The 23687-nt window shown below is 33.3% G+C and carries 31 protein-coding genes and 1 riboswitch; of the genes, 1 reads left to right on the top strand and 30 read right to left on the bottom strand.

Features of this window, described 5'->3' with window-relative positions; genetic code table 11:
* The first annotated feature begins 40 nt into the window (after positions 1–40).
* The gene (locus tag Q0873_RS00445; protein WP_299103743.1) at positions 41–1699 is read left to right on the top strand and encodes a M1 family metallopeptidase; all 1659 of its coding nucleotides are present in this window, start codon (positions 41–43) and stop codon (positions 1697–1699) included.
* Positions 1700–1704: 5 nt separating this feature from the next.
* On the opposite strand, the gene moeB is transcribed toward Q0873_RS00445, so the two are convergent.
* The 30 genes from moeB to rplN all read right to left on the bottom strand — a co-directional run bounded on the left by moeB (position 1705) and on the right by rplN (position 23686).
* Positions 1705–2763 (bottom strand): molybdopterin-synthase adenylyltransferase MoeB, encoded by a 1059-nt coding sequence (gene moeB / locus Q0873_RS00440; protein WP_299103742.1) that lies wholly within the window; start codon positions 2761–2763, stop codon positions 1705–1707.
* A gap of 35 nt (positions 2764–2798) precedes the next feature.
* Positions 2799–3932 (bottom strand): 2-iminoacetate synthase ThiH, encoded by a 1134-nt coding sequence (gene thiH / locus Q0873_RS00435; protein WP_299103740.1) that lies wholly within the window; start codon positions 3930–3932, stop codon positions 2799–2801.
* Positions 3933–3962: 30 nt separating this feature from the next.
* On the bottom strand, positions 3963–4730 hold the full coding sequence (locus Q0873_RS00430; protein ID WP_299103739.1) for a thiazole synthase: 768 nt from the start codon (positions 4728–4730) through the stop codon (positions 3963–3965).
* Positions 4731–4754: 24 nt separating this feature from the next.
* A complete protein-coding gene (gene thiE, locus Q0873_RS00425; RefSeq protein ID WP_299103737.1) occupies positions 4755–5396 on the bottom strand; it encodes a thiamine phosphate synthase in 642 nt (213 codons plus the stop codon).
* Positions 5393–6142 carry a hydroxymethylpyrimidine/phosphomethylpyrimidine kinase gene (locus tag Q0873_RS00420; RefSeq protein ID WP_299103736.1) on the bottom strand — a complete coding sequence of 250 codons (750 nt, stop codon included), beginning with the start codon at positions 6140–6142 and terminating at the stop codon, positions 5393–5395. The genes thiE and Q0873_RS00420 overlap by 4 nt, the downstream gene beginning before the upstream one ends.
* Positions 6143–6161: 19 nt before the next feature.
* Positions 6162–6758, bottom strand: coding sequence for a thiamine phosphate synthase (locus tag Q0873_RS00415; protein ID WP_299103735.1), 597 nt, complete (start codon positions 6756–6758; stop codon positions 6162–6164).
* Positions 6759–6832: 74 nt separating this feature from the next.
* The gene (thiC, locus tag Q0873_RS00410; protein ID WP_299103734.1) at positions 6833–8692 is read right to left on the bottom strand and encodes a phosphomethylpyrimidine synthase ThiC; all 1860 of its coding nucleotides are present in this window, start codon (positions 8690–8692) and stop codon (positions 6833–6835) included.
* A 44-nt stretch (positions 8693–8736) separates the two neighbouring features.
* Positions 8737–8937, bottom strand: coding sequence for a sulfur carrier protein ThiS (gene thiS, locus Q0873_RS00405; RefSeq protein WP_299103732.1), 201 nt, complete (start codon positions 8935–8937; stop codon positions 8737–8739).
* Between the two features lie 71 nt (positions 8938–9008).
* Positions 9009–9103: riboswitch (TPP riboswitch) on the bottom strand.
* Positions 9104–9197: 94 nt separating this feature from the next.
* Positions 9198–10151 (bottom strand): arginase, encoded by a 954-nt coding sequence (gene rocF, locus Q0873_RS00400; protein ID WP_299103731.1) that lies wholly within the window; start codon positions 10149–10151, stop codon positions 9198–9200.
* 59 nt (positions 10152–10210) lie between these two features.
* The gene (locus tag Q0873_RS00395) at positions 10211–11497 is read right to left on the bottom strand and encodes a citrate synthase (RefSeq protein ID WP_299103729.1); all 1287 of its coding nucleotides are present in this window, start codon (positions 11495–11497) and stop codon (positions 10211–10213) included.
* A gap of 187 nt (positions 11498–11684) precedes the next feature.
* Entirely contained in the window at positions 11685–12974 is a 1290-nt protein-coding gene (eno, locus tag Q0873_RS00390; RefSeq protein ID WP_299103727.1) for a phosphopyruvate hydratase, read from the bottom strand.
* Between the two features lie 124 nt (positions 12975–13098).
* Positions 13099–14214 (bottom strand): glutamine-hydrolyzing carbamoyl-phosphate synthase small subunit, encoded by a 1116-nt coding sequence (gene carA / locus Q0873_RS00385; protein ID WP_299103726.1) that lies wholly within the window; start codon positions 14212–14214, stop codon positions 13099–13101.
* 97 nt (positions 14215–14311) lie between these two features.
* Positions 14312–14785, bottom strand: coding sequence for a 50S ribosomal protein L17 (gene rplQ, locus Q0873_RS00380; RefSeq protein ID WP_299103725.1), 474 nt, complete (start codon positions 14783–14785; stop codon positions 14312–14314).
* Positions 14786–14861: 76 nt separating this feature from the next.
* The gene (locus tag Q0873_RS00375) at positions 14862–15854 is read right to left on the bottom strand and encodes a DNA-directed RNA polymerase subunit alpha (RefSeq protein WP_299103723.1); all 993 of its coding nucleotides are present in this window, start codon (positions 15852–15854) and stop codon (positions 14862–14864) included.
* A 100-nt stretch (positions 15855–15954) separates the two neighbouring features.
* The gene (gene rpsD / locus Q0873_RS00370; RefSeq protein WP_299103722.1) at positions 15955–16560 is read right to left on the bottom strand and encodes a 30S ribosomal protein S4; all 606 of its coding nucleotides are present in this window, start codon (positions 16558–16560) and stop codon (positions 15955–15957) included.
* Positions 16561–16707: 147 nt separating this feature from the next.
* Positions 16708–17094 carry a 30S ribosomal protein S11 gene (rpsK, locus tag Q0873_RS00365; protein ID WP_299103721.1) on the bottom strand — a complete coding sequence of 129 codons (387 nt, stop codon included), beginning with the start codon at positions 17092–17094 and terminating at the stop codon, positions 16708–16710.
* A 35-nt stretch (positions 17095–17129) separates the two neighbouring features.
* On the bottom strand, positions 17130–17495 hold the full coding sequence (gene rpsM / locus Q0873_RS00360) for a 30S ribosomal protein S13 (protein WP_299103720.1): 366 nt from the start codon (positions 17493–17495) through the stop codon (positions 17130–17132).
* Between the two features lie 108 nt (positions 17496–17603).
* Positions 17604–17720 (bottom strand): type B 50S ribosomal protein L36, encoded by a 117-nt coding sequence (gene ykgO, locus Q0873_RS00355; RefSeq protein WP_010181906.1) that lies wholly within the window; start codon positions 17718–17720, stop codon positions 17604–17606.
* 12 nt (positions 17721–17732) lie between these two features.
* Positions 17733–17948, bottom strand: a complete 216-nt coding sequence (infA, locus tag Q0873_RS00350) for a translation initiation factor IF-1 (RefSeq protein WP_068206835.1) — start codon at positions 17946–17948, stop codon at positions 17733–17735.
* Position 17949: 1 nt separating this feature from the next.
* Entirely contained in the window at positions 17950–19269 is a 1320-nt protein-coding gene (gene secY, locus Q0873_RS00345) for a preprotein translocase subunit SecY (RefSeq protein ID WP_299103718.1), read from the bottom strand.
* A gap of 12 nt (positions 19270–19281) precedes the next feature.
* A complete protein-coding gene (gene rplO / locus Q0873_RS00340; protein ID WP_299103717.1) occupies positions 19282–19737 on the bottom strand; it encodes a 50S ribosomal protein L15 in 456 nt (151 codons plus the stop codon).
* An 11-nt stretch (positions 19738–19748) separates the two neighbouring features.
* On the bottom strand, positions 19749–19931 hold the full coding sequence (gene rpmD / locus Q0873_RS00335; protein ID WP_299103716.1) for a 50S ribosomal protein L30: 183 nt from the start codon (positions 19929–19931) through the stop codon (positions 19749–19751).
* A gap of 11 nt (positions 19932–19942) precedes the next feature.
* Complete coding sequence (rpsE, locus tag Q0873_RS00330; protein ID WP_299104321.1) at positions 19943–20467, bottom strand: 30S ribosomal protein S5; 525 nt, start codon at positions 20465–20467, stop codon at positions 19943–19945.
* An 8-nt stretch (positions 20468–20475) separates the two neighbouring features.
* On the bottom strand, positions 20476–20826 hold the full coding sequence (gene rplR, locus Q0873_RS00325; RefSeq protein WP_299103715.1) for a 50S ribosomal protein L18: 351 nt from the start codon (positions 20824–20826) through the stop codon (positions 20476–20478).
* A gap of 11 nt (positions 20827–20837) precedes the next feature.
* On the bottom strand, positions 20838–21383 hold the full coding sequence (gene rplF / locus Q0873_RS00320) for a 50S ribosomal protein L6 (protein WP_299103714.1): 546 nt from the start codon (positions 21381–21383) through the stop codon (positions 20838–20840).
* A 15-nt stretch (positions 21384–21398) separates the two neighbouring features.
* Positions 21399–21797, bottom strand: coding sequence for a 30S ribosomal protein S8 (gene rpsH, locus Q0873_RS00315; protein ID WP_299103713.1), 399 nt, complete (start codon positions 21795–21797; stop codon positions 21399–21401).
* A 369-nt stretch (positions 21798–22166) separates the two neighbouring features.
* The gene (rpsN, locus tag Q0873_RS00310) at positions 22167–22436 is read right to left on the bottom strand and encodes a 30S ribosomal protein S14 (RefSeq protein ID WP_299103712.1); all 270 of its coding nucleotides are present in this window, start codon (positions 22434–22436) and stop codon (positions 22167–22169) included.
* A gap of 4 nt (positions 22437–22440) precedes the next feature.
* Positions 22441–22992 carry a 50S ribosomal protein L5 gene (gene rplE / locus Q0873_RS00305; RefSeq protein ID WP_299103711.1) on the bottom strand — a complete coding sequence of 184 codons (552 nt, stop codon included), beginning with the start codon at positions 22990–22992 and terminating at the stop codon, positions 22441–22443.
* 2 nt (positions 22993–22994) lie between these two features.
* A complete protein-coding gene (gene rplX, locus Q0873_RS00300; protein WP_299103709.1) occupies positions 22995–23303 on the bottom strand; it encodes a 50S ribosomal protein L24 in 309 nt (102 codons plus the stop codon).
* Between the two features lie 14 nt (positions 23304–23317).
* Positions 23318–23686: a 50S ribosomal protein L14 gene (gene rplN / locus Q0873_RS00295; protein ID WP_299103708.1), complete on the bottom strand. Its 369-nt coding sequence runs from the start codon at positions 23684–23686 to the stop codon at positions 23318–23320.
* Position 23687 lies beyond the last annotated feature (1 nt).

The following is a 23687-nucleotide window of genomic DNA, read 5'->3' as shown; positions in this document are numbered from 1 at the left end:
TTTAAAAACTTATCTTAGCACTCAACTTAAGTTTCTGACTATGCTCAATAAAACTCCCCTTATTATCTTTTTAAGCATTTTTATAATTTCATGTAAGATCTCAGCTCAAAAAGATGGTTTATTAAATTCTAAACAAGGAAATTTCACACGTCAAGATTCCTTAAGAGGTTCTATTACCCCTGAAAGGTCTTGGTGGGATTTAACTTACTATCACTTAGATATTGAAGTTAATCCGAATAAAAAGTTTTTATCTGGTAAAAACACTATTCAGTATAAAGTTTTACAATCGAATAACAGACTACAGGTTGATTTACAACCTCCTTTAAAAATCATCAAAGTATTACAAGATGGAAAAAAACTAGAGGTTATTTCTGAAGGAAACGCGCATTTTGTAAAATTAAATTCTCCACAAGAAAGAGGTTCTATTCAAAGTATTGATGTGTATTATGAAGGTCATCCAAAAGAAGCTATTAGAGCTCCATGGGATGGCGGTTTTTCATGGAAAAAGGATTCAAACGGGAATCATTTTGTAGCAACCTCTTGTCAAGGTTTAGGTGCCAGTATTTGGTGGCCAAATAAAGATCATATGTATGATGAAGTAGATAGTATGGCCATTAGCGTACGTGTTCCTAAAAACTTAATGAATATTTCTAACGGAAGACTTCGTAAAGTTGAACCTCATACTGATCATACGACTACTTATCATTGGTTTGTAAACAACCCTATTAATAACTACGGAGTAAATGTAAATATTGGTGATTACGTACATTTTTCTGAAAAATACCAAGGAGAGGATGGAGTATTGGACATGGAGTATTATGTACTTAGAGACAATTTAGATAAAGCTAAGGAACATTTTAAAGATGCTCCTAAAATGATGAAAGCCTTTGAGCATTGGTTTGGTAAATACCCTTTTTATGAGGATAGTTTCAAATTAGTAGAAGTACCTTATTTAGGAATGGAACATCAAAGTTCTGTTACCTATGGAAATCAGTATAAAAAAGGATATTTAGGTAGAGATTTATCTGGTACTGGATGGGGATTAAAATTTGATTTTATAATTATTCACGAAGCAGGACATGAATGGTTTGCTAACAATATAACCAATGTAGATATTGCAGATATGTGGATTCATGAAAGCTTTACTGCCTATTCTGAAAATTTGTTTTTAGATTATTATTATGGAAAAAAAGCTGCAGCAGATTATGTTATAGGAACTCGAAGAAATATTCAAAATGACAAACCTATTATTGGTAAATACGACGTAAACAATGAAGGTTCTGGAGACATGTATTACAAAGGCGCTAACATGCTTCATACCATTAGAACTATTATTGATAATGATGATACTTGGCGAAACATTTTACGTGGACTAAACAAAACTTTTTATCATCAAACTGTTACTACGAAACAAATTGAAAATTATATTTCCAAACAATCTGGTATAGATTTCAGTAAAGTTTTTGATCAGTATTTACGTACTACTGAAATCCCTATTTTGGAATACCAGATTCATAAAGGAAATCTAAAATTTCGCTGGGCCAATACTGTTAAAGGCTTTGATATGCCTATTAAAATCAAAGATGGTAAAAAAGAGATTGTCTTACAACCAACAGAACAATGGCAAACAGTTTCTATAACATCTGATTCTATTGTTCCTGATAGAAATTATTATATAGACGCTAAAGAAATTAACTAAATACTCTATTTCACACCTGATTTTAAATTGATAAAGTCAGGTGTTTTTAATTTACTTTCCAAAAATTCAATAGCTCTAGAACTACGTTTTCCAGATTTACAATACACAACAACTGGTTTATCGGTTTTTAATTCTGAAAATCTATGTTCTAATTCTCCTAAAGGAATATGCTGCCCTCCAATATGATACTCTTCTCGTTCCCATGTTTCGCGAACATCTAACAAATTATAGCTATTAATATTCTCTTCTAATTCTTGCTGTGTAATTTCCTTACTTGCTTTTCGAATTCCACAGAAAAACTCATAATCTTCTTCTAATTTGTCTATTTCTGTTTGAGAAGTCTTTTCATATTTCAACATCATTTGTCGCATACTCAGTGTATCAAACATCAACAACTTATTTGCTAAAACCTCTCCTATTCCACAAATAATTTTAATGGTTTCACTTGCTTGTAAACTTCCTATAATCCCAGGCAAAACTCCTAATACCCCTATCTCTGAACAATTTGGAGATTCTTCTGGTTTTGGCGGTGTTGGATACAAGCATCTATACGAAGCACTTCCTTTATAATTAAATACACTTACTTGTCCTTCAAATTTAAAGATAGCTCCATACACCAAAGGTTTCTTAGTTATAATAGCTGCATCATTGGTTAAATAGCGTGTAGCAAAATTATCACTACCATCAACTATTATATCGTATTTAGCGAATAATGACAATGCATTTTTATTTGTTAACTGTTCTTTATAAACTACAAAATTCACATAAGGATTTAACTTTTCTAATCGAAATGCAGCCGATGCTGCTTTTGATTTACCAACGTCATCGGTAGTATATAAAATTTGTCTTTGTAAGTTACTTTGATCTACTAAATCATGATCAATTATACCAATGGTACCAACTCCTGCTGCCGTTAAATACTGTAATATCGGACAACCTAATCCTCCTGCTCCAATAACTAAAACCTTCGCTTGTTTTAATTTTAACTGCCCTTCCTTTCCAATTTTATCTAAAATTAGGTGCCTATTGTATTGTTTTTGTTCTTCTAATGTTAACTCTAGCATTTGTTATCTGACAAGTTTACTATTCAAACTCAAAATTAACTAAAATGTTCCCAATCTTTCCATACAACTTCCAATCCTTGATTTTTTAACATTTGAACTATTTCTTCCGTACTTCTTTCATCTGAAATTTCAAATTGTTCCAATGATTGAGGTTCAACGCTATATCCTCCTGGATTGGTCTTTGATTCAGCACTCATTGAGGTAGCTCCAAGCTTTACAATATTATTTCTAAATACTTCACTTTCTCGTGTTGACATTGATAATTCCACATCTTCATCAAATAATCGAAATGCACAAATCAACTGTACTAAATCTGCATCTGTCATCTCTACTTTAGGCTCTAATCCTCCAGAATGAGGTCGAAGTCTAGGAAATGATATTGAATATTTTGTTTTCCAATAATTCTTCTGTAAGTATTTTAAGTGTAATGCGGTAAAAAAGCTATCAGCTCTCCAGTCTTCCAATCCAAATAATGCTCCAAGACCTATTTTATGAATTCCTGCTTTCCCTAATCTATCAGGTGTATCTAATCGATATTGGAAATTTGACTTTTTCCCTTTTGGATGATGCTTTTTATATTCTTGTTTGTGATATGTTTCTTGATATACCAATACTGCATATAATCCGCTTTCAATTAACTGTCCATATTCGTCTTGGTCTAATGGCTGCACCTCGATGGTTATATTAGAAAATTGCGATTTAATTAATTGAATGGCATTTTTTATATAGTCTACACCGACAGTTCTATTTGCCTCACCAGTAACTAATAAAATATGATCGTAGCCTTTTTCTTTTAAAAATGCTACTTCTTGTAGTATCTCATTATCTGTTAGAGTACGTCTTGGAATCTTATTAGTTAAACTAAACCCACAGTAGGTACAAATATTCTGACATTCATTACTTAAATAAATGGGTGCATACATTTGAATAGTATTACCAAACCTTTTCTTAGTTAGTATACTACTCTTTTGTGCCATCTGTTCTATATAAGGTTTCGCTGCAGGAGAAATTAACGCTTTAAAATCTTCTAAATCTCTTCTTTCTTTTTCTAAGGCACGCTTAACATCCTCAGGTGTTTTTGAAAGAATACTAGTCAAAGTAGTATCCCAATCATATAAATCAAAAACATCTTTAAAACTATTAGTTACTATAGGCTCTTCTAAACTCATACCAAAATCTATGCTTACTAATAACTATATTTAACTTAAAAATGAGGTCAATGGACTACTTGCTTCTGCATGTTGTTTTACAGGAGCTAGTTTGGCTTCGTATGCCATTCTACCTGCTTCAACTGCCATTTTAAAAGCTTTTGCCATTGCCGCCGGATTTTGTGATACTGCGATTGCTGTATTTACCAAAACTGCGTCTGCACCTAATTCCATTGCATGTGCTGCGTGCGATGGTGAACCAATACCTGCATCAACCACAACTGGTACATTTGATTGTTCTATAATAATTTCTAAAAACTCCAATGTTTTTAACCCTTTATTACTTCCAATAGGCGCTCCCAATGGCATTACACATTGAGTTCCTACTTCTTCCAATCTTTTACATAATACTGGATCAGCATGAATATATGGCATTACTACAAACCCTTTTTTCACCAACTCTTCTGCTGCTTTTAAAGTTTCAATAGGATCTGGTAATAGATACTTAGGGTCTGGATGAATTTCCAATTTTAACCAATTGGTTTCTAAAGCTTCTCTCGATAACTCAGCTGCAAAAACAGCTTCTTTTGCTGTTCTTACTCCAGACGTGTTGGGTAATAAGTTTATTCTTTTATGATTTAAGTGCGTTAAAATATCGTCCTCTTCATTTTGAACATCTACTCTTTTTAATGCTACTGTTATAAGTTCACTTTCTGAAGCTAATAAAGCTTCTTGCATTTTTTGCGAGGAACTAAACTTTCCAGTTCCTGTAAATAATCGTGAATTAAACGTTTTATCTGCTAGTTGTAATGTTGTCATTGTTTTGTTTTTAATGGCTTAATACTAATCAAACCTATATACTTGATCTTGCGAACTTCCTGTATTTAACAGTTTATGAAATGCAGGAATTGAACCGAAGTTTTGGGTTATCTCTCTAGAAACTGCAACCCCATGCACACCTGCTTTTAGTAAAGAAGGAACATTGTTAACCGTTATCCCTCCAATAGCAATAATAGGAGTACTAGCCTTTAGCTCTTCTATTATAAGTTCATATCCTTTTAGTCCTAAAACTGGACTCAAGTTCTTCTTTGTCTCTGTAAATTGAAACGGTCCAAGTCCTATATAATCAACTTTTTTCTTTATTAAGTCTCTACAATCTTCTATTGTATTTGCAGTACCTCCAATAGTATAAAAGTCTCCTAAATATCTTCTTGCTTTTTCAGGGCATGTATCTTTCTTTCCCAAGTGTACCCCATCTGCATTTACTTCTTTTGCAATCTTGTAAAAATCATTAATAATCAACCTTGTTTGGAAATGACTAGTAATAGTTCTAGCTTCTTTAGCGGTTTCAAGAATTGCTTTTTCATTGAGATTCTTTAATCGTAATTGTACCCATTCTGCTCCATATGAACAAGCTCTTTGTATATGTTCTAAATGAACTTCTGGTGTATCTCCTTGAGTTATATAGTGTAATTTACTTATCATGAATATTGATGGTTTCCTAAAAGGCTAATATTAGAGTTTAAAAATCGTTCTGTATATACTTTGGCATTTTTTACGGCATCTTCAAGAAGAATTCCTTTATGAAGATTTGATGCTAATGCTGATGATAATACACAACCACTACCGTGTTTTTCGTATACAAAATTTTCTATAGGAGGTAAATTCAGTTGTACTATTTTACTATGATACACTTCATCCCATCCCTTTTTATCTTCTCTATGTCCGCCTTTTAAATATATGTTAGTTCTTTCTGAAAGAAATTCAATTGTTTCCTCTATGGTTTTTTCAGGAAATAATGATTGGATCTCTTCATAATTGGGTGTAATAAAATCACAGTTTTCTAAAACATTCTCAAAAACGTCCATCGCGCTATTATTATGAAAATTAAATCCTGCACTTGCTTTTAAAACAGGATCCAGTACTATGACAATCTCTGGATTTAGTCTTTTTAATAGTTTTTGAATATTTAGTAATACATTCCAAGATTCGACTATTCCAATTTTCACTACCGAAATAGAAAAACGTTCAAATAAAGTTTGAATTTGATTAAGAATTACAGTTTCTTTTATCCAAATACAATCTTTAAAGCCGATATCATTTTGTACAGTTACAGCTGTACAAACCGATAATCCATATAAATCATGTGCTTCAAATGTTTTAATATCTGAAGTAAGCCCAGCTCCACTCGAAGGATCAAATCCAGCTATCGTTAATATGTATTCATTCATCTTCAAAGCTTAGTTGATTCTACTTATTTTCTTCAAAAACTCTCTTTATCTCTTTAAAACTATCCACTGGATTAGATGCATTCCAAACACCTCCTAAAACTCCAATTCCTTTAAAGCCTAATACTAGAGTCTTTGAAATTGTTTCAGAATTAACACCTCCCATTCCTACAATGAATTTATCAATATGATTTACATCAAAACCTCTCCCTTCATACCCTTGTTTTGATATGGACGAAAACACAGGACTTAATAAATGATAGTCAAATTTCACCTCACAAGCATCCAAAACTTCAGGTTCATGAAAAGAACTACTTACTGTTTTTCCTTTGCTCATATAACCGTCTACATAATCTTTCAGTTCTTTTCCTAAATCAATTCTTGGTTGTTCTTGTAGATGAACTCCTTTCAAATTAAATTTATCTAATAATTCATGAAAATAATGAACTATGATTCTGTTATGATACTTCGAATCTATCTGATTTAAATACTCCACATGCTCCTCAAGATTTTTATGAGGTTTTCTAAAATGATAATATTCCAAACCCGCATCAAATAATTGATGTAAGATTGCTATTTCATTTTCTATATCTTTTTCTGGAGCTATTAAAACGATCATATATTTCTATTTAAACTATGAATTACGAATTTAACTTATTGTAATTCGTAATTCATAATACTTCAGCTAAATTTCTATAGATATACCTCCGAACCTTTGTTTTTAAATTCTTCTGATTTTTCCTTCATCCCTTCCTCAATAGCTACTTGAGATTCTAATTCTTTCTTAGCCGCATAATCTCTTACTTCTTGTGTAATTTTCATTGAACAGAATTTAGGTCCACACATAGAGCAAAAGTGTGCAATCTTAGCCCCTTCAGCTGGTAAAGTTTCATCGTGATATTCTCTTGCTAACTCTGGATCTAAACTTAAATTAAATTGATCTTCCCAACGGAATTCAAAACGAGCCTTACTTAAAGCATCATCTCTATGTTGTGCTCCAGGATGCCCTTTTGCTAAATCTGCTGCATGCGCGGCTAACTTATAAGTAACTACCCCAGTTCGTACATCATCCTTGTTTGGTAAACCTAAATGTTCTTTAGGAGTCACGTAACACAACATTGCCGTCCCATACCATCCAATCATAGCCGCTCCAATTCCAGAAGTTATATGGTCATACCCCGGAGCAATATCAGTTGTTAAAGGTCCTAAAGTATAAAATGGTGCTTCTCCACAAGCTTCTAACTGTTTGTCCATATTTGCTTTGATCATATGCATTGGTACGTGTCCCGGTCCTTCAATGAAACACTGTACTTCATGTTTCCAAGCTATTTTTGTTAACTCACCTAAAGTTTCTAATTCTGCAAATTGTGCTTCATCATTAGCATCGGCTATACATCCTGGACGTAATCCGTCTCCTAATGAGAAAGCAACATCATAAGCCTTCATAATCTCACAAATCTCTTCAAAATGAGTGTATAAGAAACTTTCTTTATGATGTGCTAAACACCATTTAGCCATGATAGATCCTCCACGAGATACAATTCCTGTAATACGTTTTGCAGTCATTGGTACATAAGCTAATCGTACTCCAGCGTGAATTGTGAAATAATCTACTCCTTGTTCAGCTTGTTCAATTAAAGTATCTCTAAAAATCTCCCATGTTAAATCCTCTGCTACTCCATTAACCTTTTCTAAAGCTTGATAAATTGGTACGGTTCCTACTGGTACTGGCGAATTACGAATAATCCATTCTCTTGTTTCATGAATATTCTTACCTGTAGATAAATCCATGATATTATCAGCTCCCCAACGACAAGCCCAAACGGCCTTTTCTACTTCCTCTTCTATAGAAGATGTTGTAGCAGAATTACCAATATTTGCATTAATTTTCACTAAGAAGTTTCTTCCCAAAATCATTGGTTCTGCTTCTGGGTGATTAATATTTGATGGAATTACCGCCCTTCCTCTTGCTATTTCATCTCTAACAAATTCTGGTGTAATTTTCTCTGGAATATTCGCTCCGAAATCTTGCCCGGGATGTTGCTTAGACAATAGAGTCATCTCATCTATTCGTTGATTCTCTCGAATAGCTACATATTCCATTTCAGGAGTTATAATTCCCTTCTTTGCATAATGCATTTGCGTAACATTACTTCCTTCTTTAGCTCTTTTTGGTTTATGTTTTAAATTAAAACGTAGATGATCTAAACTTTCATCGTTTAAACGTTCATTACAATATGTTGAAGTAAAGTTTTCTAATGTATCTACATCTCCTCTTTCATTTATCCATTCTTCACGAATACGTTCTAATCCATTATGAATATTAATTTCTTTATTCGGATCTGTATAAGGCCCAGAAGTATCATATACTGTTACTGGTTCATTTGGAGTTCTTTTTTTAGTCATTGCATCCACCGTGTCGTTGAGTTCAATCTCTCTCATGGCTACACTAATTTGCGGATGTATCTTTCCTGAAACGTATATTTTGTTTGAATTTGGAAATGGTTTTCTAGTTACTCCATCTTGTTTAGGAGCTGTGTCTTTTTTCTTCATTAGTAAGGTTGTTAGTATTTTTTCTATGAATATTTTCTATGTGGTTATCCTCCTTGGGTAGATCTAATAATCAATACATTATCATCTTCTTGAAGTGAATACGAAAGCCAATCTTCCTTTTTAATGACACTATTATTAATGGCAATAGCTATTCCATTAGTTGAGATTTGCAGTTCGTTTATCAATTCTTGTAACGAGCTTGTATTTGAAATTTCTCTTGGAGATTCGTTTACTTTTATAATCATGATATAAAAATCTTTAAAGTAAACTATAGAAGATGTATAACAGGTTTACAACCTTATATATACTATACTAATAAGTAGTATCAACTTTTCCCTACGCTGGTGTTAACCATATCAGGTTCAAAGGATATTTCTCAAACTAGCGAACTAGCTACTCCTAAAGTTTACGCAACAAATATAAATGTTTATTTTGTTTAACAAAGCGAAGATATAAAAAAAGCGAACCAAATTGGTTCGCTCTATATTTTTAAAAAGAATCTATATTATAAAGACTCTATTGTTTTAGTTACTTTTTCAAGGACATCAAAAGCTGTTTCAGCCATTTTGTTTCCTTTTAGATCTAATAGAGGGTTCACCTCTACAAACTCTAAACAAGCTACTTTATTACTTCTCAATAACTGATTAATAATTTCGATAATTTCAAACTGATCAAATCCTTTAGGTACTGGAGTTCCTGTACCATATGAAATCATATCACAATCCATTGCATCTACATCAAAAGACACGTAAATAATATCACAATCTTTTAAACTATCTAGTGCTTCATTTACACAAGTTTCCAGTCCTCTATAACGTACTTCAGCAACCATGTAATTTTTGATTCCATATTTTGCTATTTGTTTGTCTTCTGGTTCTTCTGTGTCTCTAACTCCAAAGAATACAACATCTTCTGGTAACACTTTTTGCCCTAAAACACCAATGTTCTTCATACGATCCCAGTACTCAGCTGTTTCTCGATCAATATCATTGATTTGACAATCTAAATTATCGTCATTAATTGCTGCCCCTAAAGGCATTCCATGAATATTTCCTGAAGGCGAGGTATATGGTGTATGCAAATCTCCATGAGCATCAATCCATACAACTCCTAATCTTTTGTTTGGGTTTGCTGCCTTAATACCACTAATAGTACCTAAAGCAGAAGAGTGATCTCCCGATAACACTAAAGGAAACTTCCCTTCTTGTAAGTTTACCTTAACATGATTACTTAATCGTTTACATTGATTAAAAACACTTTCAATTTGTTTTCCAAATGAGTTATTTACTTTATTGTAAATAGATTCATTTTCTGTAATCACATCTTCAAAATCATATCGATTGAAATAATCGTTTTCTTTATTGATTGCAGCTATTTCAATTGCATCAACTCCCATATCAGAACCACGAGTTCCTGCTCCAATATCTGATCTGTTTTTTATAAGTTTTATTTCTTTCATCTGAAATAAGTTCAACAAAAAATGTCACTTAAAGGCTTTTAAATGACATTTTTATTTTTTTATCTATCTTCTAATTTTACAAATGGTCTATAGTTCTCACCAGTATAAATCTGACGTGGACGTCCAATTGGTTCCTTACGTAAACGCATTTCTCTCCATTGAGCAATCCATCCTGGTAAACGACCTAAAGCAAACATAACTGTAAACATCTCTACAGGAATTCCCATAGCTCTATAAATAATTCCAGAGTAGAAATCTACATTTGGATATAATTTACGATCTACAAAATACTGATCACTTAATGCTTCTTGCTCTAAACCTTTAGCAATATCTAATACTGGATCTTGAACACCTAAATCAGCTAATACTTCATCTGCAGCAACTTTAATAATCTTTGCACGTGGATCGAAATTCTTATATACTCTGTGTCCGAATCCCATTAAACGGAAAGGATCAGATTTGTCTTTCGCTTTCGCCATGTATTTCTTAGTATCTCCACCATCTTCTTTAATAGCTTCAAGCATTTCTAATACTGCTTGGTTAGCCCCACCGTGTAAAGGTCCCCATAATGCAGAGATTCCGGCAGATAATGAAGCAAATAATCCAGCATGAGAAGATCCTACAATACGTACTGTAGATGTAGAACAGTTTTGCTCATGATCTGCATGTAATATTAATAACTTATCTAAAGCATTTATTAAAATCGGATTTAACTCATACTCGTCATTAGGCTTTTGGAACATCATTGTTAAAACATTCTCTACATATCCTAATTTACGAGAACCATAATGTAACGGCAATCCTTGTTTCTTACGCATTGTCCAAGCAACTAATACAGGTAATTTACCCATAATCTTTACAATTGCATTGTACATATCTTCTTCAGACTCTACATTAACCGACGTTGGGTTAAATGCAGTTAAAGCAGATGTTAATGACGATAAAACTCCCATTGGGTGCGCATTCTTTGGAAATGCATCTATAATCTTTTTAATATCATCATCTACTATTGCTTGATCTAAAATATCACCGTAGAATTTATCTAACTGTTCTTTTGTTGGTAACTCTCCAAAAATTAATAAATAAGCTACTTCTAAAAAGTCTGCTTTTTCAGCTAACTCCTCAATAGAATAACCTCTATATCTCAATACTCCTTCTTCTCCATTCAAAAATGTAATAGCACTTTGGCAAGAACCTGTATTCTTATATCCAGGGTCTATAGTTACAACCCCTCCAGTAGCTCCTCTTAAAGTTTTAATATCAATTGCTACCTCATTCTCTGTTCCTTCTATAAGTGGAAACTCATAGCTGTTTTCGCCAATTTGTAATTTTGCTATATCTGACATTTTTTTATTAAAATTTTTATTTATTGAAGTGAGTTGCGAAGATACCATTTTTTAAAATATTTTAAAAATTGGAGCCCATAGATTTTTAATATCTGAAAATAAGGTTTATCAATCTATAAATCCTTTAAAAAAACAAGAACTCGCTAGTTAAACTAACGAGTTCTTTAAATCTTTATATCTACCTGATTTACTTTATTTTAAAAGCTTTTTCTTGTGGATAATATGCCACATCAGCCAATTGTTCTTCGATACGTAATAATTGATTGTACTTTGCCATACGATCAGAACGTGACGCAGATCCTGTTTTAATTTGACCACAATTTAAGGCTACCGCTAAATCTGCAATGGTGTTATCTTCTGTTTCTCCTGAACGGTGACTCATTACAGAAGTATATCCAGCATTATGTGCCATGTTTACAGCAGCAATAGTTTCTGTTAAAGTTCCTATTTGGTTTACTTTAATTAAAATTGAATTTGCTATTCCGTTTTCAATTCCTCTAGATAAACGCTCTACATTTGTTACAAATAAATCATCTCCAACTAATTGAACTTTATCTCCAACTTTATCTGTCAACATTTTCCATCCATCCCAGTCGTTTTCATCCATTCCATCTTCTATAGAAATAATAGGATATTTTTCAGATAATTCCGCTAAATAAGATGCTTGCTCTTCAGAAGTTCTTACTGCTCCTTTAGCTCCTTCAAACTTCGTATAGTCATATTTTCCATCTACAAAAAATTCAGCAGCAGCACAATCTAATGCGATCATTACTTCTTCTCCGAACTTATATCCTGCGTTTTTAGTTGCTAAAGCAATTGTTTCAATAGCATCTTCTGTTCCTTCTAATGTTGGAGCAAATCCTCCTTCATCTCCAACAGCAGTAGATAAATTTCTATCGTGTAAAACCTTTTTTAGGTTATGGAAGATTTCAGAACCTATTTGCATTGCTTCTGTAAAATTCTTTGCTTTTACTGGCATTACCATAAATTCTTGAAACGCAATTGGCGCATCTGAATGTGATCCTCCATTGATGATATTCATCATTGGGACTGGTAATGTATTAGCCGAAACTCCACCTACGTAACGATATAATGGTAATCCTAACTCATTAGCAGCAGCTTTTGCTGCAGCTAAAGAAACACCTAAAATAGCATTCGCTCCTAATTTAGATTTATTTGGAGTTCCATCTAAATCAATCATCATTTGATCAATCATGTTTTGCTTAAAAACAGATACTCCTAATAATTCTTCAGCAATAAGAGTATTTACGTTTTCAACTGCTTTTAATACTCCTTTACCCATATATGTATCTCCTCCATCACGCAATTCAACCGCTTCATGTTCTCCTGTAGAAGCTCCAGAAGGAACTGCCGCTCTACCGACTACTCCATTTTCTGTAGTTACATCTACTTCTACTGTAGGATTTCCTCTAGAATCAAAAATTTGACGTGCGTGAATGTTGATTATAATACTCATAGTTGTTTATTTTTAATATAGAAACCCGTGAATATACATTCACGGGATTTGAATTATTTTCTTTGCTAATTTACTTATTTGTCTTCTTTTTTAATCATGAATCTATGATTAATTACGAAAACGTTTACGCCTCTACTTTTGATTTTTTAATATTCTCAATGAATTGATCGAATAAATATTCTGCATCGTGAGGTCCTGGACTTGCTTCTGGGTGGTATTGTACTGAAAATACATTTTTAGATTTCATTTGAATACCTGCAACCGTATGGTCATTTAAGTGCACGTGTGTAATTTCTACATCTGGGTGTGCTTCTGTCTCTTCTCTATTGATTGCAAATCCATGATTTTGTGAGGTTATTTCTCCTTTTCCTGTAAGTAAGTTCTTTACAGGGTGATTAATACCTCTATGTCCATTATGCATCTTGTAAGTAGAAATTCCGTTTGCTAAAGCAATTACTTGGTGTCCTAAACAAATTCCAAATAATGGTAAATCTTTCTCTATGATTTGTTTTGCGGTATTTTGAGCATCTACTAAAGGTTCTGGATCTCCAGGTCCATTTGAAATGAAATATCCATCAGGATTGAAATCACTCATTTGTTCAAAACTTGCATTGTAAGGATATACTTTGATATACGCTCCTCTTTTAGCTAAGTTTCTTAAGATATTCTTTTTAATTCCAATATCTAATGCTGATATTTTAATTGATGCATTTTCATCACCAATAAAATATGGTTCTTTAGTTGAAACCTTTGAGGCTAACTCTAATCCTTCCATATTAGGAATTTCAGCCAATTGCTTCTTTAATTCGTCTATCTTTTCTACCTCTGTTGAGATAATTGCGTTCATTGCTCCATTATCTCTAATATAAGATACTAAAGCACGAGTATCTACATCTGATATCGCTACTAAATTATGCTTTTCAAACCAGTCGAATAAATTTCCATTAGAATCTACTCTTGAGTGTGTAAAACTAAAATTACGGCAAATTAAACCAGAAATTTTAATTCCATCAGACTCTACTTCTTCATTATTAACTCCATAATTACCAATATGTGCATTGGTAGTTACCATTAACTGTCCATAATAAGAAGGGTCTGTAAATACTTCTTGATAACCTGTCATTCCTGTATTAAAACAAATTTCTCCTGTGGATGTTCCTTCAATACCGATAGACTTTCCATAAAAAATAGTTCCGTCTGCCAATAAAACTAATGCTTTTTTACGCTCTTGATATTTCATTTAGTGTGTTGTATAAAGTTGATTGCAAAATTATATAAAAAAAGGGACAAACATTAAATGTTTATCCCTTTTGATATGATTTGAAAGAATCTTCATTCTATTCTTCTTCTTGTGAAGTTTGAACATCAGCTGCTGGTGCAGTAGCTTTCTTACCTCCACGACGGCTACGACGCGTAGTCTTTTTAGCCTTTTCTCCTTTTGGATTGTATAACTCGTTGTAATCAACTAATTCAATCATTGCCATTGGAGCGTTATCTCCTTGACGATTTCCTAATTTAATAATACGAGTGTATCCTCCAGGTCTGTCACCTACTTTTACTGAAACTTCTTTGAATAATTCAGTAACAGCAAATTTGTTACGTAAGTAACTAAATACTACACGACGATTGTGAGTAGTATCATCCTTTGATTTAGTAATTAAAGGCTCAACAAACTTACGTAAAGCTTTCGCTTTAGCTTCTGTTGTGTTAATACGCTTGTGCTCGATTAAAGAACAAGCCATATTAGATAACATTGCTTTTCTGTGAGCTGACTTTCTTCCTAAATGATTAAACTTTTTTCCGTGTCTCATGACCGTTTGTTTTAGCTCCCATCTTGCTACTACTCTTTAGGAGGAGCAAATTATGGAAGGGTTAATCTAATTTTAATTAATCTCTATCTAATTTGTATTTGCTTAAATCCATTCCGAAATTTAAACCTTTGTTGTTCACTAACTCTTCTAATTCAGTTAATGATTTCTTACCAAAGTTTCTGAACTTCATTAAATCGCTCTTGTTGAAAGATACTAAGTCTCCTAAAGTATCTACTTCTGCAGCTTTTAAACAGTTTAAAGCTCTAACTGATAAATCCATATCAATTAAACGAGTCTTTAATAACTGACGCATATGTAATGATTCCTCGTCATATGTTTCAGTTTGAGCAATCTCGTCTGCTTCTAAAGTGATTCTCTCATCTGAGAATAACATGAAGTGGTGAATCAAGATTTTTGCAGCTTCAGTCAACGCATCCTTTGGATTAATTGAACCGTCAGTGTCAATATCAAAAACTAACTTTTCGTAGTCCGTTTTTTGCTCAACACGGAAGTTTTCAATTGCATACTTTACATTCTTAATAGGAGTGTAAATAGAATCCGTAAAAATTGTACCTAAAGGAGCTCCTGCTCTTTTATTTTCTTCTGCTGGAACGAAACCTCTACCTTTTTCGATAGTGATTTCTGCATTTAAATTCACAGACGAATCCATATTACAGATTACTAAGTCTGGATTTAATACTTGAAAACCTGAGATAAACTTTTGTAAATCTCCAGCTGTTAATTGCTCTTGACCTGATATAGCGATAGATACTGTTTCTCTATCAGACTCTTCAATTTGTTTCTTAAAACGTACTTGCTTTAAGTTTAAGATGATTTCTGTAACATCTTCTACAACTCCTTGAATCGCTGAGAACTCGTGATCTACCCCATCGATACGTAATGATGTAATTGCAAACCCTTCTAATGAAGATAATAATACTCTTCTTAAAGCATTACCTACTGTTAAACCAAATCCTGGTTCCAATGGTCTGAATTCGAATCTTCCTGAAAAATCAGTAGATTCAATCATAATTACCTTATCAGGTTTTTGAAAATTTAAAATTGCCATAGTTTTTGTTCTTCGTTTTAATTGTTATTCAGTTGCGCGGTTTATAAGTTTGAAGAAATACGAATAAACCCTTTGGCTAAATACCAATATGGTTAATTTATTACTTAGAATATAATTCTACGATTAATTGCTCCTTGATGTTCTCTGGAATTTGTAATCTTTCTGGTGCTTTAACAAAAGTCCCAGATTTTTGATCTGCATTCCAAGATAACCACTCATAAACACTTGAATTAGCAGCTAAAGCGCTTTCAATTGCTTGTAATGATTTAGACTTTTCTCTAACCGCAACAACATCTCCAGCTTTTAATCTGTAAGAAGGAATGTTTACGATATCTCCATTCACAGTAATGTGACGGTGAGAAACTAACTGACGAGCAGCTCTACGAGAAGTAGCAACTCCTAAACGGTAAACAACATTATCTAAACGAGATTCACATAATTGTAATAAAACCTCACCTGTAATTCCTTTAGATGCAGATGCTTTCTTGAATAAGTTACTGAATTGACGCTCTAAAATACCATAAGTATATTTAGCTTTTTGCTTCTCCATTAATTGGATTGCATATTCAGATTTTTTACCTCTTCTTTTTGCAACTCCATGTTGCCCTGGAGGATAATTTCTTTTCTCAAAGTTTTTATCATCTCCAAAAATTGCTTCACCAAATTTACGAGCAATCTTAGTTTTTGGTCCTGTATATCTTGCCATTTCTAAAATTAATTTAAGTAGAGATTATGAATTAAGGCGTACTCCTTCGATAATCTGATTTCTACTTTGTTAAAATATTTAATTGTAATTTAAGTGAAATTCCCAAAGATTATTCTTCAGGAATTCACTTAGTAATTTTGTATAAAATTATACTCTTCTTCTCTTAGGAGGACGACATCCATTGTGAGGAATTGGAGTAACGTCGATGATTTCTGTTACTTCGATTCCAGAGTTGTGGATTGAACGAATAGCAGATTCTCTACCATTCCCTGGTCCTTTTACATAAACTTTAACTTTACGTAAACCAGCTTCTTTTGCAGTTGATGCACAATCTTCTGCTGCTAATTGAGCTGCATAAGGAGTGTTCTTTTTAGAACCTCTGAAGCCCATCTTACCTGCAGACGACCAAGAAATAACGTCTCCGTTCTTATTCGTTAAAGAGATAATAATATTGTTAAATGAGGCAGTAATGTGTGCTTCACCTACTGATTCTATTATAACTTTACGTTTCTTTGTTACTTTAGACTTTGCCATAATTCTTTAATGTTTAGTAAAAACTTAACTAACAATTACTTTTTCTTGTTAGCAACTGTTTTTCTCTTACCTTTTCTTGTACGAGAGTTATTCTTAGTTCTTTGTCCACGTAATGGTAAACCAAGTCTGTGACGAATACCTCTTTGACATCCGATGTCCATTAAACGCTTAATGTTTAATTGAACTTCAGAACGTAATTCACCTTCAATAGTGTAAGTTCCTACTTGCTCACGAATTGCTGCAATTTGATCATCAGTCCAATCTTGAACCTTGATGCTCTCGTCAACTTTTGCACCAGCTAAAATTTCTTTAGCTCTGCTACTTCCGATACCAAAGATGTAAGTTAAAGAGATAACTCCTCTTTTATTCTTTGGAATATCAATACCTGCGATTCTTGCCATATATCTTTCTTAGTTGTTAGTGTTAGCTTTTAGTTGTTAGAATCCTAAACATTTCTATTTCAAACAGATTCATCTAACTACTAATTACTAATGACTTTAATTCAATAATTATCCTTGTCTTTGTTTAAACCTAGGATTCTTTTTATTTATTACGTATAAACGGCCTTTTCTGCGTACAATTTTACAGTCGGCACTTCTTTTCTTTAATGATGCTCTTACTTTCATCAGTGTATGTTTTTAGTATCTGTAAGTAATTCTTGCTTTCGTTAAATCATAAGGACTCATTTCTAACTTTACCTTATCTCCTGGTAACAATTTGATATAATGCATTCTCATTTTACCAGAGATATGAGCCGTAACAATATGTCCATTCTCTAATTCTACACGAAACATTGCATTTGATAATGCTTCTGTTATCGTTCCGTCTTGTTGAATTGCTGGTTGTTTAGCCATATTATTTTAATGATTTTCTGTTACTATTACCTGTTTTCATTAAACCGTCATAACGACTGTTTAATAAATATGAATTAATTTGCTGAATAGTGTCGATAGCAACACCTACCATAATGATTAATGATGTTCCTCCATAAAACATTGCCCAATTTTGAGTTACCCCAAACTTTACAATGATTGCCGGTAAAATAGACAACCCTGCTAAGAACAATGAACCTGGGAAAGTAATCTTAGATAAAACTGAATCTAAATAATTAGCAGTTTCCTCTCCTGGCTTATATCCTGGAACAAAACCATTACTTCTTTTTAAATCTTCTGCCATTTTATTTGTCGGTATAGTAATAGCCGTATAAAAATAACTAAAGATGATAATTAAGATAGCAAATATTACATTGTACTGCCACCCGTTAATATCTGTCAAACTGTTTAATGCTGGAAATTTTTGACCTAAAGCTACAGGTAAAAACATAATAGCTTGTGCAAAAATAATAGGCATAACTCCAGCTGCGTTTAATTTTAACGGAATATACTGGCGAGCACCGTCAACATCTTTGATGTTTGTAACTACAGCACGTCTAGCATATTGTACCGCTACCTTACGAACAGCTGTAACTAATAAAACAGATAACAAGATTACTACAAACCAAACGATCAATTCAATTAAAATCATCATAATCCCACCATTACCAGCAGTAGTTTTAGAAACTACTTCCTGAATAAATGCTGCTGGGAAGTTTGCGATAATACCTACAGTAATTAATAACGAGATTCCATTACCAACACCTTTGTCAGTAATACGCTCCCCTAACCACATTGCAAAAATAGTTCCTGCCGTAAGTAAAATCATAGATGATATCCAGAATGTAGCACCTCCTACTAGGAAAGCTGTTTCTGGTAATCCCATTTGTGTTTTAATAAATGTAATATACGTTGGTCCTTGTACTAATGTAATTAATATCGTTAACCAACGTGTAATTTGCGTAATCTTTTTACGTCCACTTTCTCCATCTTTTTGTAATTTCTGTAAATAAGGAACTGCAATCCCCATTAACTGTACTACAATAGATGCAGAAATATAAGGCATAATACCAAGTGCCATTACTGACGCTCTAGCAAATGCCCCACCTGTAAATGCGTTTAATAAACCTAAAAGCCCACCTTCTGCATTGTTTTGTAATGATGTTAATTGTGTTGGATCAATTCCGGGTAATGGAACAGCCGCCATAAAACGGTAAACAGCAATTAAACCAATCGTTAAAAGAATCTTTTCTTTTAACTCTTCAATTTTGAAAATGTCTCTTAAGGTATTTATAAAATTCATCGTTTACAGGGATTATAAGGTAACTGCTTCACCGCCTGCCGCTTCAATAGCAGCTTTAGCTGATGCAGTAAATTTATGAACAGTTATGTTTAATTTCGCTTTTAATTCACCACCTCCTAATATCTTCACTAAATCGTTCTTTCCTGCCAAACGATTCTCTATTAAAACGTCTAAATTAACTGTATCTTTAATTCTTCCGTTATCTACTAAAGTTTGTAACTTGTCTAAGTTGATTCCTACATACTCCTTACGGTTAATGTTAGTGAATCCAAACTTAGGAACTCTTCTTTGAAGTGGCATCTGACCTCCTTCAAAACCAATCTTTCTAGAATAACCAGAACGAGATTTAGCTCCTTTATGTCCTCTACCAGCAGTAGTTGCTTTACCAGAACCTTCTCCACGTCCTAAACGCTTTCCTTGGTTCTTAGTAGCTCCTTCTGCAGGTTTTAAGTTATGTAATAAACTCATTGTATATTGCTTTATTTAACTTCTTCTACAGAAACTAAGTGTTGAACTTTATTTACCATACCCAAAATTGTAGCTGTTGCGTCGTGCTCTACAGTTTGGTTCATTTTACGTAATCCTAACGCCTCTAACGTTCTTTTTTGATTTTTAAGGCGACCAATTTGGCTTTTTACTTGTGTAACTCTAATTTTACTCATCGTCTTAAATTTTATCCGTTAAAAACTTTCTCTAAAGATATACCTCTTTGTCTAGCGATTGTTTCAGCGCTACGTAATTGTAATAAAGCGTCAAAAGTAGCTTTTACTACGTTGTGAGGGTTAGATGATCCTTGAGATTTTGATAATACGTCTTTTACACCTACTGATTCTAATACTGCACGTACAGCACCACCAGCAATAACTCCAGTACCATTTGAAGCAGGCTTGATGAATACTTTTGCTCCACCAAATTTACCTTTTTGTTCGTGAGGTAATGTTCCGTTTAAGATTGGAATACGAACTAAGTTCTTCTTAGCATCTTCTACTGCCTTAGCAATTGCAGAAGAAACATCTTTAGACTTTCCTAATCCATGTCCGATTACACCGTTACCGTCTCCAACTACTACGATTGCAGAGAATCCAAATGCTCTACCCCCTTTAGTTACTTTGGTAACACGTTGTACTCCTACTAATTTATCAACAAGCTCTAATCCGCTTGGTTTTACTCTTTCTACGTTTTTATATCCTAACATAATATAATTTCTTAAAATTTTAAACCAGCTTCTCTTGCAGCGTCTGCTAATACTTTTACTCTACCGTGGTATAAATAACCGTTACGATCAAATGCAACAGTATCTACTCCTGCTTTAGTAGCTTTTTCAGCGATAGCTTTTCCAACTGCAGCAGCAGCTTCTGCTTTAGTGCTTGTTGTAATTTCTTTATCTCTTGATGATGCTGAAGCTAAAGTAACTCCATCTACATCATTTATTAATTGAGCATAAATCTCTTTGTTACTTCTGAATACTGATAACCTTGGTTTAGCAGCTGTACCAGTAACAATCTTTCTAATTCTATGCTTAATACGTTGTCTTCTTTCAAGCTTTGATAATGCCATAATACTATAAATTATGCAGATTTACCTGCTTTTCTTCTAATTACTTCTCCTACAAACTTAACTCCTTTTCCTTTGTAAGGCTCTGGCTTACGGAAACCACGAATTTTTGCTGCAACTTGACCAACTAATTGCTTGTCATGTGAAGTTAACTTTACGATTGGGTTTTTACCTTTTTCAGATACTGTCTCAACCTTAACCTCTGGAGCTAATTCTAAAATAATATTGTGAGAAAAACCTAAAGCTAAATCTAATTTTTGACCTTGATTAGAAGCTCTGTATCCAACTCCAACTAACTCTAATTCCTTAGTGTAACCTTTGCTAACTCCTTCAACCATATTATTGATTAAAGCGCGGTATAAACCATGAGCAGCTTTGTGTTCTTTACTATCTGATGGTCTTTCTAAACTAATAGTACCATCTTCTACTTTTACAGTAATATCCGAAGTTAAGTTTTGCGTTAACTCTCCTAACTTTCCTTTTACTGTTACCACGTTTCCGTCTACTTTTACTTCAACACCTTGTGGTAATGATATTGGGCTTTTACCTATTCTACTCATCTTACAAAATGTTTTTTAGTAAACGTAACATAATACTTCTCCACCTACGTTTTCGTTACGTGCTTTTTTATTCGTCATAACTCCTCTTGAAGTTGATACGATTGCAATACCTAAACCGTTTAATACTCTAGGCATTTCTTTAGCACCAACATACTTACGTAAACCTGGTGTTGAAACTCTTTGAATTTTTCTAATAACCGACTCTTTTGTGTCACGATCATACTTTAAAGCTATCTTGATACTACCTTGTACAGTATTATCATTAAACTGATAACTTAAAATGTAACCTTGATCAAATAAAATCTTGGTCATTTCCTTCTTCAATTTTGAAGCAGGAACTTCAACTACTCTGTGACCTGCTGCGATAGCATTTCTAACTCGAGTAAGAAAATCCGCGATTGGATCTGTATACATAATAATTAATTTGCGGTTTTGGTTTTTAGCAGCATCTGTTGTTCTTACGAAATTCGTAACTACTAAACCTGAAACCAGTTAACAATTCATTTTTGCTTTTAAAGATAATTTTTCTCGCTTTCTTCGTACAAAAACACACCTTTCTGTATCAAGTACTTACAAGACGTAATTTACCCTATAAAAAACAGAGTGCAAATATACATAATCTTTTCGAAAAAAAAAGGCTTTTATCAATTATCAGTTTGACTATTAATTTATTGAGTGTTTTAAGCCTAAAAATTCGGTTAAATAAAACATATAAAAACAACAAAAAAGCATACAACTTTTCAGGGTTGTATGCTTTATTTTATCGATATAAAACGAGCTATATTACCAGCTTGCTTTAGTAACTCCAGGGATTAATCCTTGATTAGCCATTTCACGGAAAGTTACACGTGAAATACCGAACTGACGCATATATCCTCTTGGACGACCAGTTAATTTACAACGGTTGTGCATTCTAATTGGCGATGCGTTCTTAGGTAACTTTTGTAAAGCTTCATAGTCTCCAGCCTCTTTTAAAGCTTTTCTCTTTTCAGCATACTTAGCTACCATTTTAGCTCTTTTACGCTCACGCGCTTTCATTGATTCTTTAGCCATCTTATTAATTCTTTTTAAATGGTAAACCTAATTCTCCTAATAATGATTTTGCTTCCTTATCAGTGTTTGCAGATGTTACAAAAGTAATATCCATACCACTAATTTTCTTCACTTGATCAATATTAATTTCTGGGTAAATGATTTGCTCAGTAATTCCTAAATTGTAATTACCTCTACCATCAAAACCATTCGCTTTGATTCCGTTAAAGTCTCTTACACGTGGTAAAGAAGCTGTGATTAATCTGTCTAAGAATTCGTACATGATATCTCCTCTTAACGTAACCTTTGCACCAATTGGCATACCTTTACGTAATTTGAAGTTTGCAACGTCTTTCTTAGAAACAGTTGATACTGCTTTTTGCCCTGTGATAGTAGTTAACTCTTCAACAGCGTATTCAATTAATTTCTTATCAGCAATTGCAGCACCTACACCTTTACTTACAACTATCTTTTGTAATTTAGGCACTTGCATTACATTATTATAACCGAATTCTTCAGTAAGAGCCTTAATTACTCTGCTCTTGTACTCTTCTTTTAATCTTGGTACGTAACTCATGGTTATATTGCTTTATCTGATTTTTTTGAAAACCTTACCTTCTTATCTCCTTCCATTTTATAACCAACTCTTACTGCTTCACCGTTTTCGATTAAAGCAACGTTAGAAATATGTAATGGAGCTTCCTTTTTTACGATCCCTCCTTGTGGATTAGCAGCGCTAGGTTTAGTGTGCTTAGACACCATATTTACACCTTCAACAACTACTCTATCCTTATCTTTTAAGATACGTAATACCTTTCCTTCAGATCCTTTATGATCTCCTGCGATAACTTTAACAGTATCTCCTGATTTAATTTTAAATTTCTTCATTTTAAAATCTGATTTTATAACACCTCAGGTGCTAATGATACTATTTTCATAAATTGTTTATCACGTAACTCACGAGCCACAGGACCAAATACACGTGTACCTCTCATTTCCTCAGTAGGATTTAATAATACACAAGCATTATCGTCAAATCTAATATATGATCCGTCTTTACGTCTAACTTCTTTCTTAGTACGAACAACAACTGCACGAGATACTTGACCTTTCTTTACAGTTCCGTTTGGAGTTGCAGACTTTACCGTAACTACGATCTTATCTCCAACGCTAGCGTAACGCTTTTTTGTTCCTCCTAAAACTCTAATCACTAAAACCTCTTTAGCTCCAGTGTTGTCTGCTACTTTTAATCTTGATTCTGTTTGTAACATA

This window comes from uncultured Tenacibaculum sp. (assembly GCF_947498805.1).
GTDB lineage: Bacteria > Bacteroidota > Bacteroidia > Flavobacteriales > Flavobacteriaceae > Polaribacter.
The sequence above is the reverse complement of the archived record's forward strand: the minus strand, read 5'-3'. Positions and strand labels throughout refer to the sequence as shown.

What these genes read in the sequence shown, in the direction of transcription:
- rplE (WP_299103711.1), bottom strand. Translation starts at nt 22,992, where the DNA reads ATGAGTTACGTACCAAGATTAAAAGAAGAGTACAAGAGCAGAGTAATT.
- rpmD (WP_299103716.1), bottom strand. Translation starts at nt 19,931, where the DNA reads ATGAGTAAAATTAGAGTTACACAAGTAAAAAGCCAAATTGGTCGCCTT.
- rplX (WP_299103709.1), bottom strand. Translation starts at nt 23,303, where the DNA reads ATGAAGAAATTTAAAATTAAATCAGGAGATACTGTTAAAGTTATCGCA.
- thiE (WP_299103737.1), bottom strand. Translation starts at nt 5,396, where the DNA reads ATGATAAGTAAATTACACTATATAACTCAAGGAGATACACCAGAAGTT.
- eno (WP_299103727.1), bottom strand. Translation starts at nt 12,974, where the DNA reads ATGAGTATTATAATCAACATTCACGCACGTCAAATTTTTGATTCTAGA.
- thiC (WP_299103734.1), bottom strand. Translation starts at nt 8,692, where the DNA reads ATGAAGAAAAAAGACACAGCTCCTAAACAAGATGGAGTAACTAGAAAA.
- rplQ (WP_299103725.1), bottom strand. Translation starts at nt 14,785, where the DNA reads ATGAGACACGGAAAAAAGTTTAATCATTTAGGAAGAAAGTCAGCTCAC.
- rpsK (WP_299103721.1), bottom strand. Translation starts at nt 17,094, where the DNA reads ATGGCAAAGTCTAAAGTAACAAAGAAACGTAAAGTTATAATAGAATCA.
- rpsN (WP_299103712.1), bottom strand. Translation starts at nt 22,436, where the DNA reads ATGGCTAAAGAATCAATGAAAGCGCGTGAGCGTAAAAGAGCTAAAATG.
- rplN (WP_299103708.1), bottom strand. Translation starts at nt 23,686, where the DNA reads ATGTTACAAACAGAATCAAGATTAAAAGTAGCAGACAACACTGGAGCT.
- secY (WP_299103718.1), bottom strand. Translation starts at nt 19,269, where the DNA reads ATGAATTTTATAAATACCTTAAGAGACATTTTCAAAATTGAAGAGTTA.
- thiS (WP_299103732.1), bottom strand. Translation starts at nt 8,937, where the DNA reads ATGATTATAAAAGTAAACGAATCTCCAAGAGAAATTTCAAATACAAGC.
- rpsH (WP_299103713.1), bottom strand. Translation starts at nt 21,797, where the DNA reads ATGTATACAGATCCAATCGCGGATTTTCTTACTCGAGTTAGAAATGCT.
- rocF (WP_299103731.1), bottom strand. Translation starts at nt 10,151, where the DNA reads ATGAAAGAAATAAAACTTATAAAAAACAGATCAGATATTGGAGCAGGA.
- infA (WP_068206835.1), bottom strand. Translation starts at nt 17,948, where the DNA reads ATGGCTAAACAACCAGCAATTCAACAAGACGGAACGATAACAGAAGCA.
- Q0873_RS00430 (WP_299103739.1), bottom strand. Translation starts at nt 4,730, where the DNA reads ATGACAACATTACAACTAGCAGATAAAACGTTTAATTCACGATTATTT.
- ykgO (WP_010181906.1), bottom strand. Translation starts at nt 17,720, where the DNA reads ATGAAAGTAAGAGCATCATTAAAGAAAAGAAGTGCCGACTGTAAAATT.
- thiH (WP_299103740.1), bottom strand. Translation starts at nt 3,932, where the DNA reads ATGAGTTTAGAAGAGCCTATAGTAACTAATAGTTTTAAAGATGTTTTT.
- rpsM (WP_299103720.1), bottom strand. Translation starts at nt 17,495, where the DNA reads ATGGCAAGAATCGCAGGTATTGATATTCCAAAGAATAAAAGAGGAGTT.
- Q0873_RS00420 (WP_299103736.1), bottom strand. Translation starts at nt 6,142, where the DNA reads ATGAATGAATACATATTAACGATAGCTGGATTTGATCCTTCGAGTGGA.
- moeB (WP_299103742.1), bottom strand. Translation starts at nt 2,763, where the DNA reads ATGCTAGAGTTAACATTAGAAGAACAAAAACAATACAATAGGCACCTA.
- Q0873_RS00375 (WP_299103723.1), bottom strand. Translation starts at nt 15,854, where the DNA reads ATGGCAATTTTAAATTTTCAAAAACCTGATAAGGTAATTATGATTGAA.
- Q0873_RS00445 (WP_299103743.1), top strand. Translation starts at nt 41, where the DNA reads ATGCTCAATAAAACTCCCCTTATTATCTTTTTAAGCATTTTTATAATT.
- carA (WP_299103726.1), bottom strand. Translation starts at nt 14,214, where the DNA reads ATGAAATATCAAGAGCGTAAAAAAGCATTAGTTTTATTGGCAGACGGA.
- Q0873_RS00395 (WP_299103729.1), bottom strand. Translation starts at nt 11,497, where the DNA reads ATGTCAGATATAGCAAAATTACAAATTGGCGAAAACAGCTATGAGTTT.
- rplR (WP_299103715.1), bottom strand. Translation starts at nt 20,826, where the DNA reads ATGGCATTATCAAAGCTTGAAAGAAGACAACGTATTAAGCATAGAATT.
- Q0873_RS00415 (WP_299103735.1), bottom strand. Translation starts at nt 6,758, where the DNA reads ATGATCGTTTTAATAGCTCCAGAAAAAGATATAGAAAATGAAATAGCA.
- rplO (WP_299103717.1), bottom strand. Translation starts at nt 19,737, where the DNA reads ATGAGTTTATTACATAACTTAAAACCTGCAGAAGGAGCTACTAAGAAC.
- rpsD (WP_299103722.1), bottom strand. Translation starts at nt 16,560, where the DNA reads ATGGCAAGATATACAGGACCAAAAACTAAGATTGCTCGTAAATTTGGT.
- rplF (WP_299103714.1), bottom strand. Translation starts at nt 21,383, where the DNA reads ATGAGTAGAATAGGTAAAAGCCCAATATCATTACCACAAGGTGTTGAA.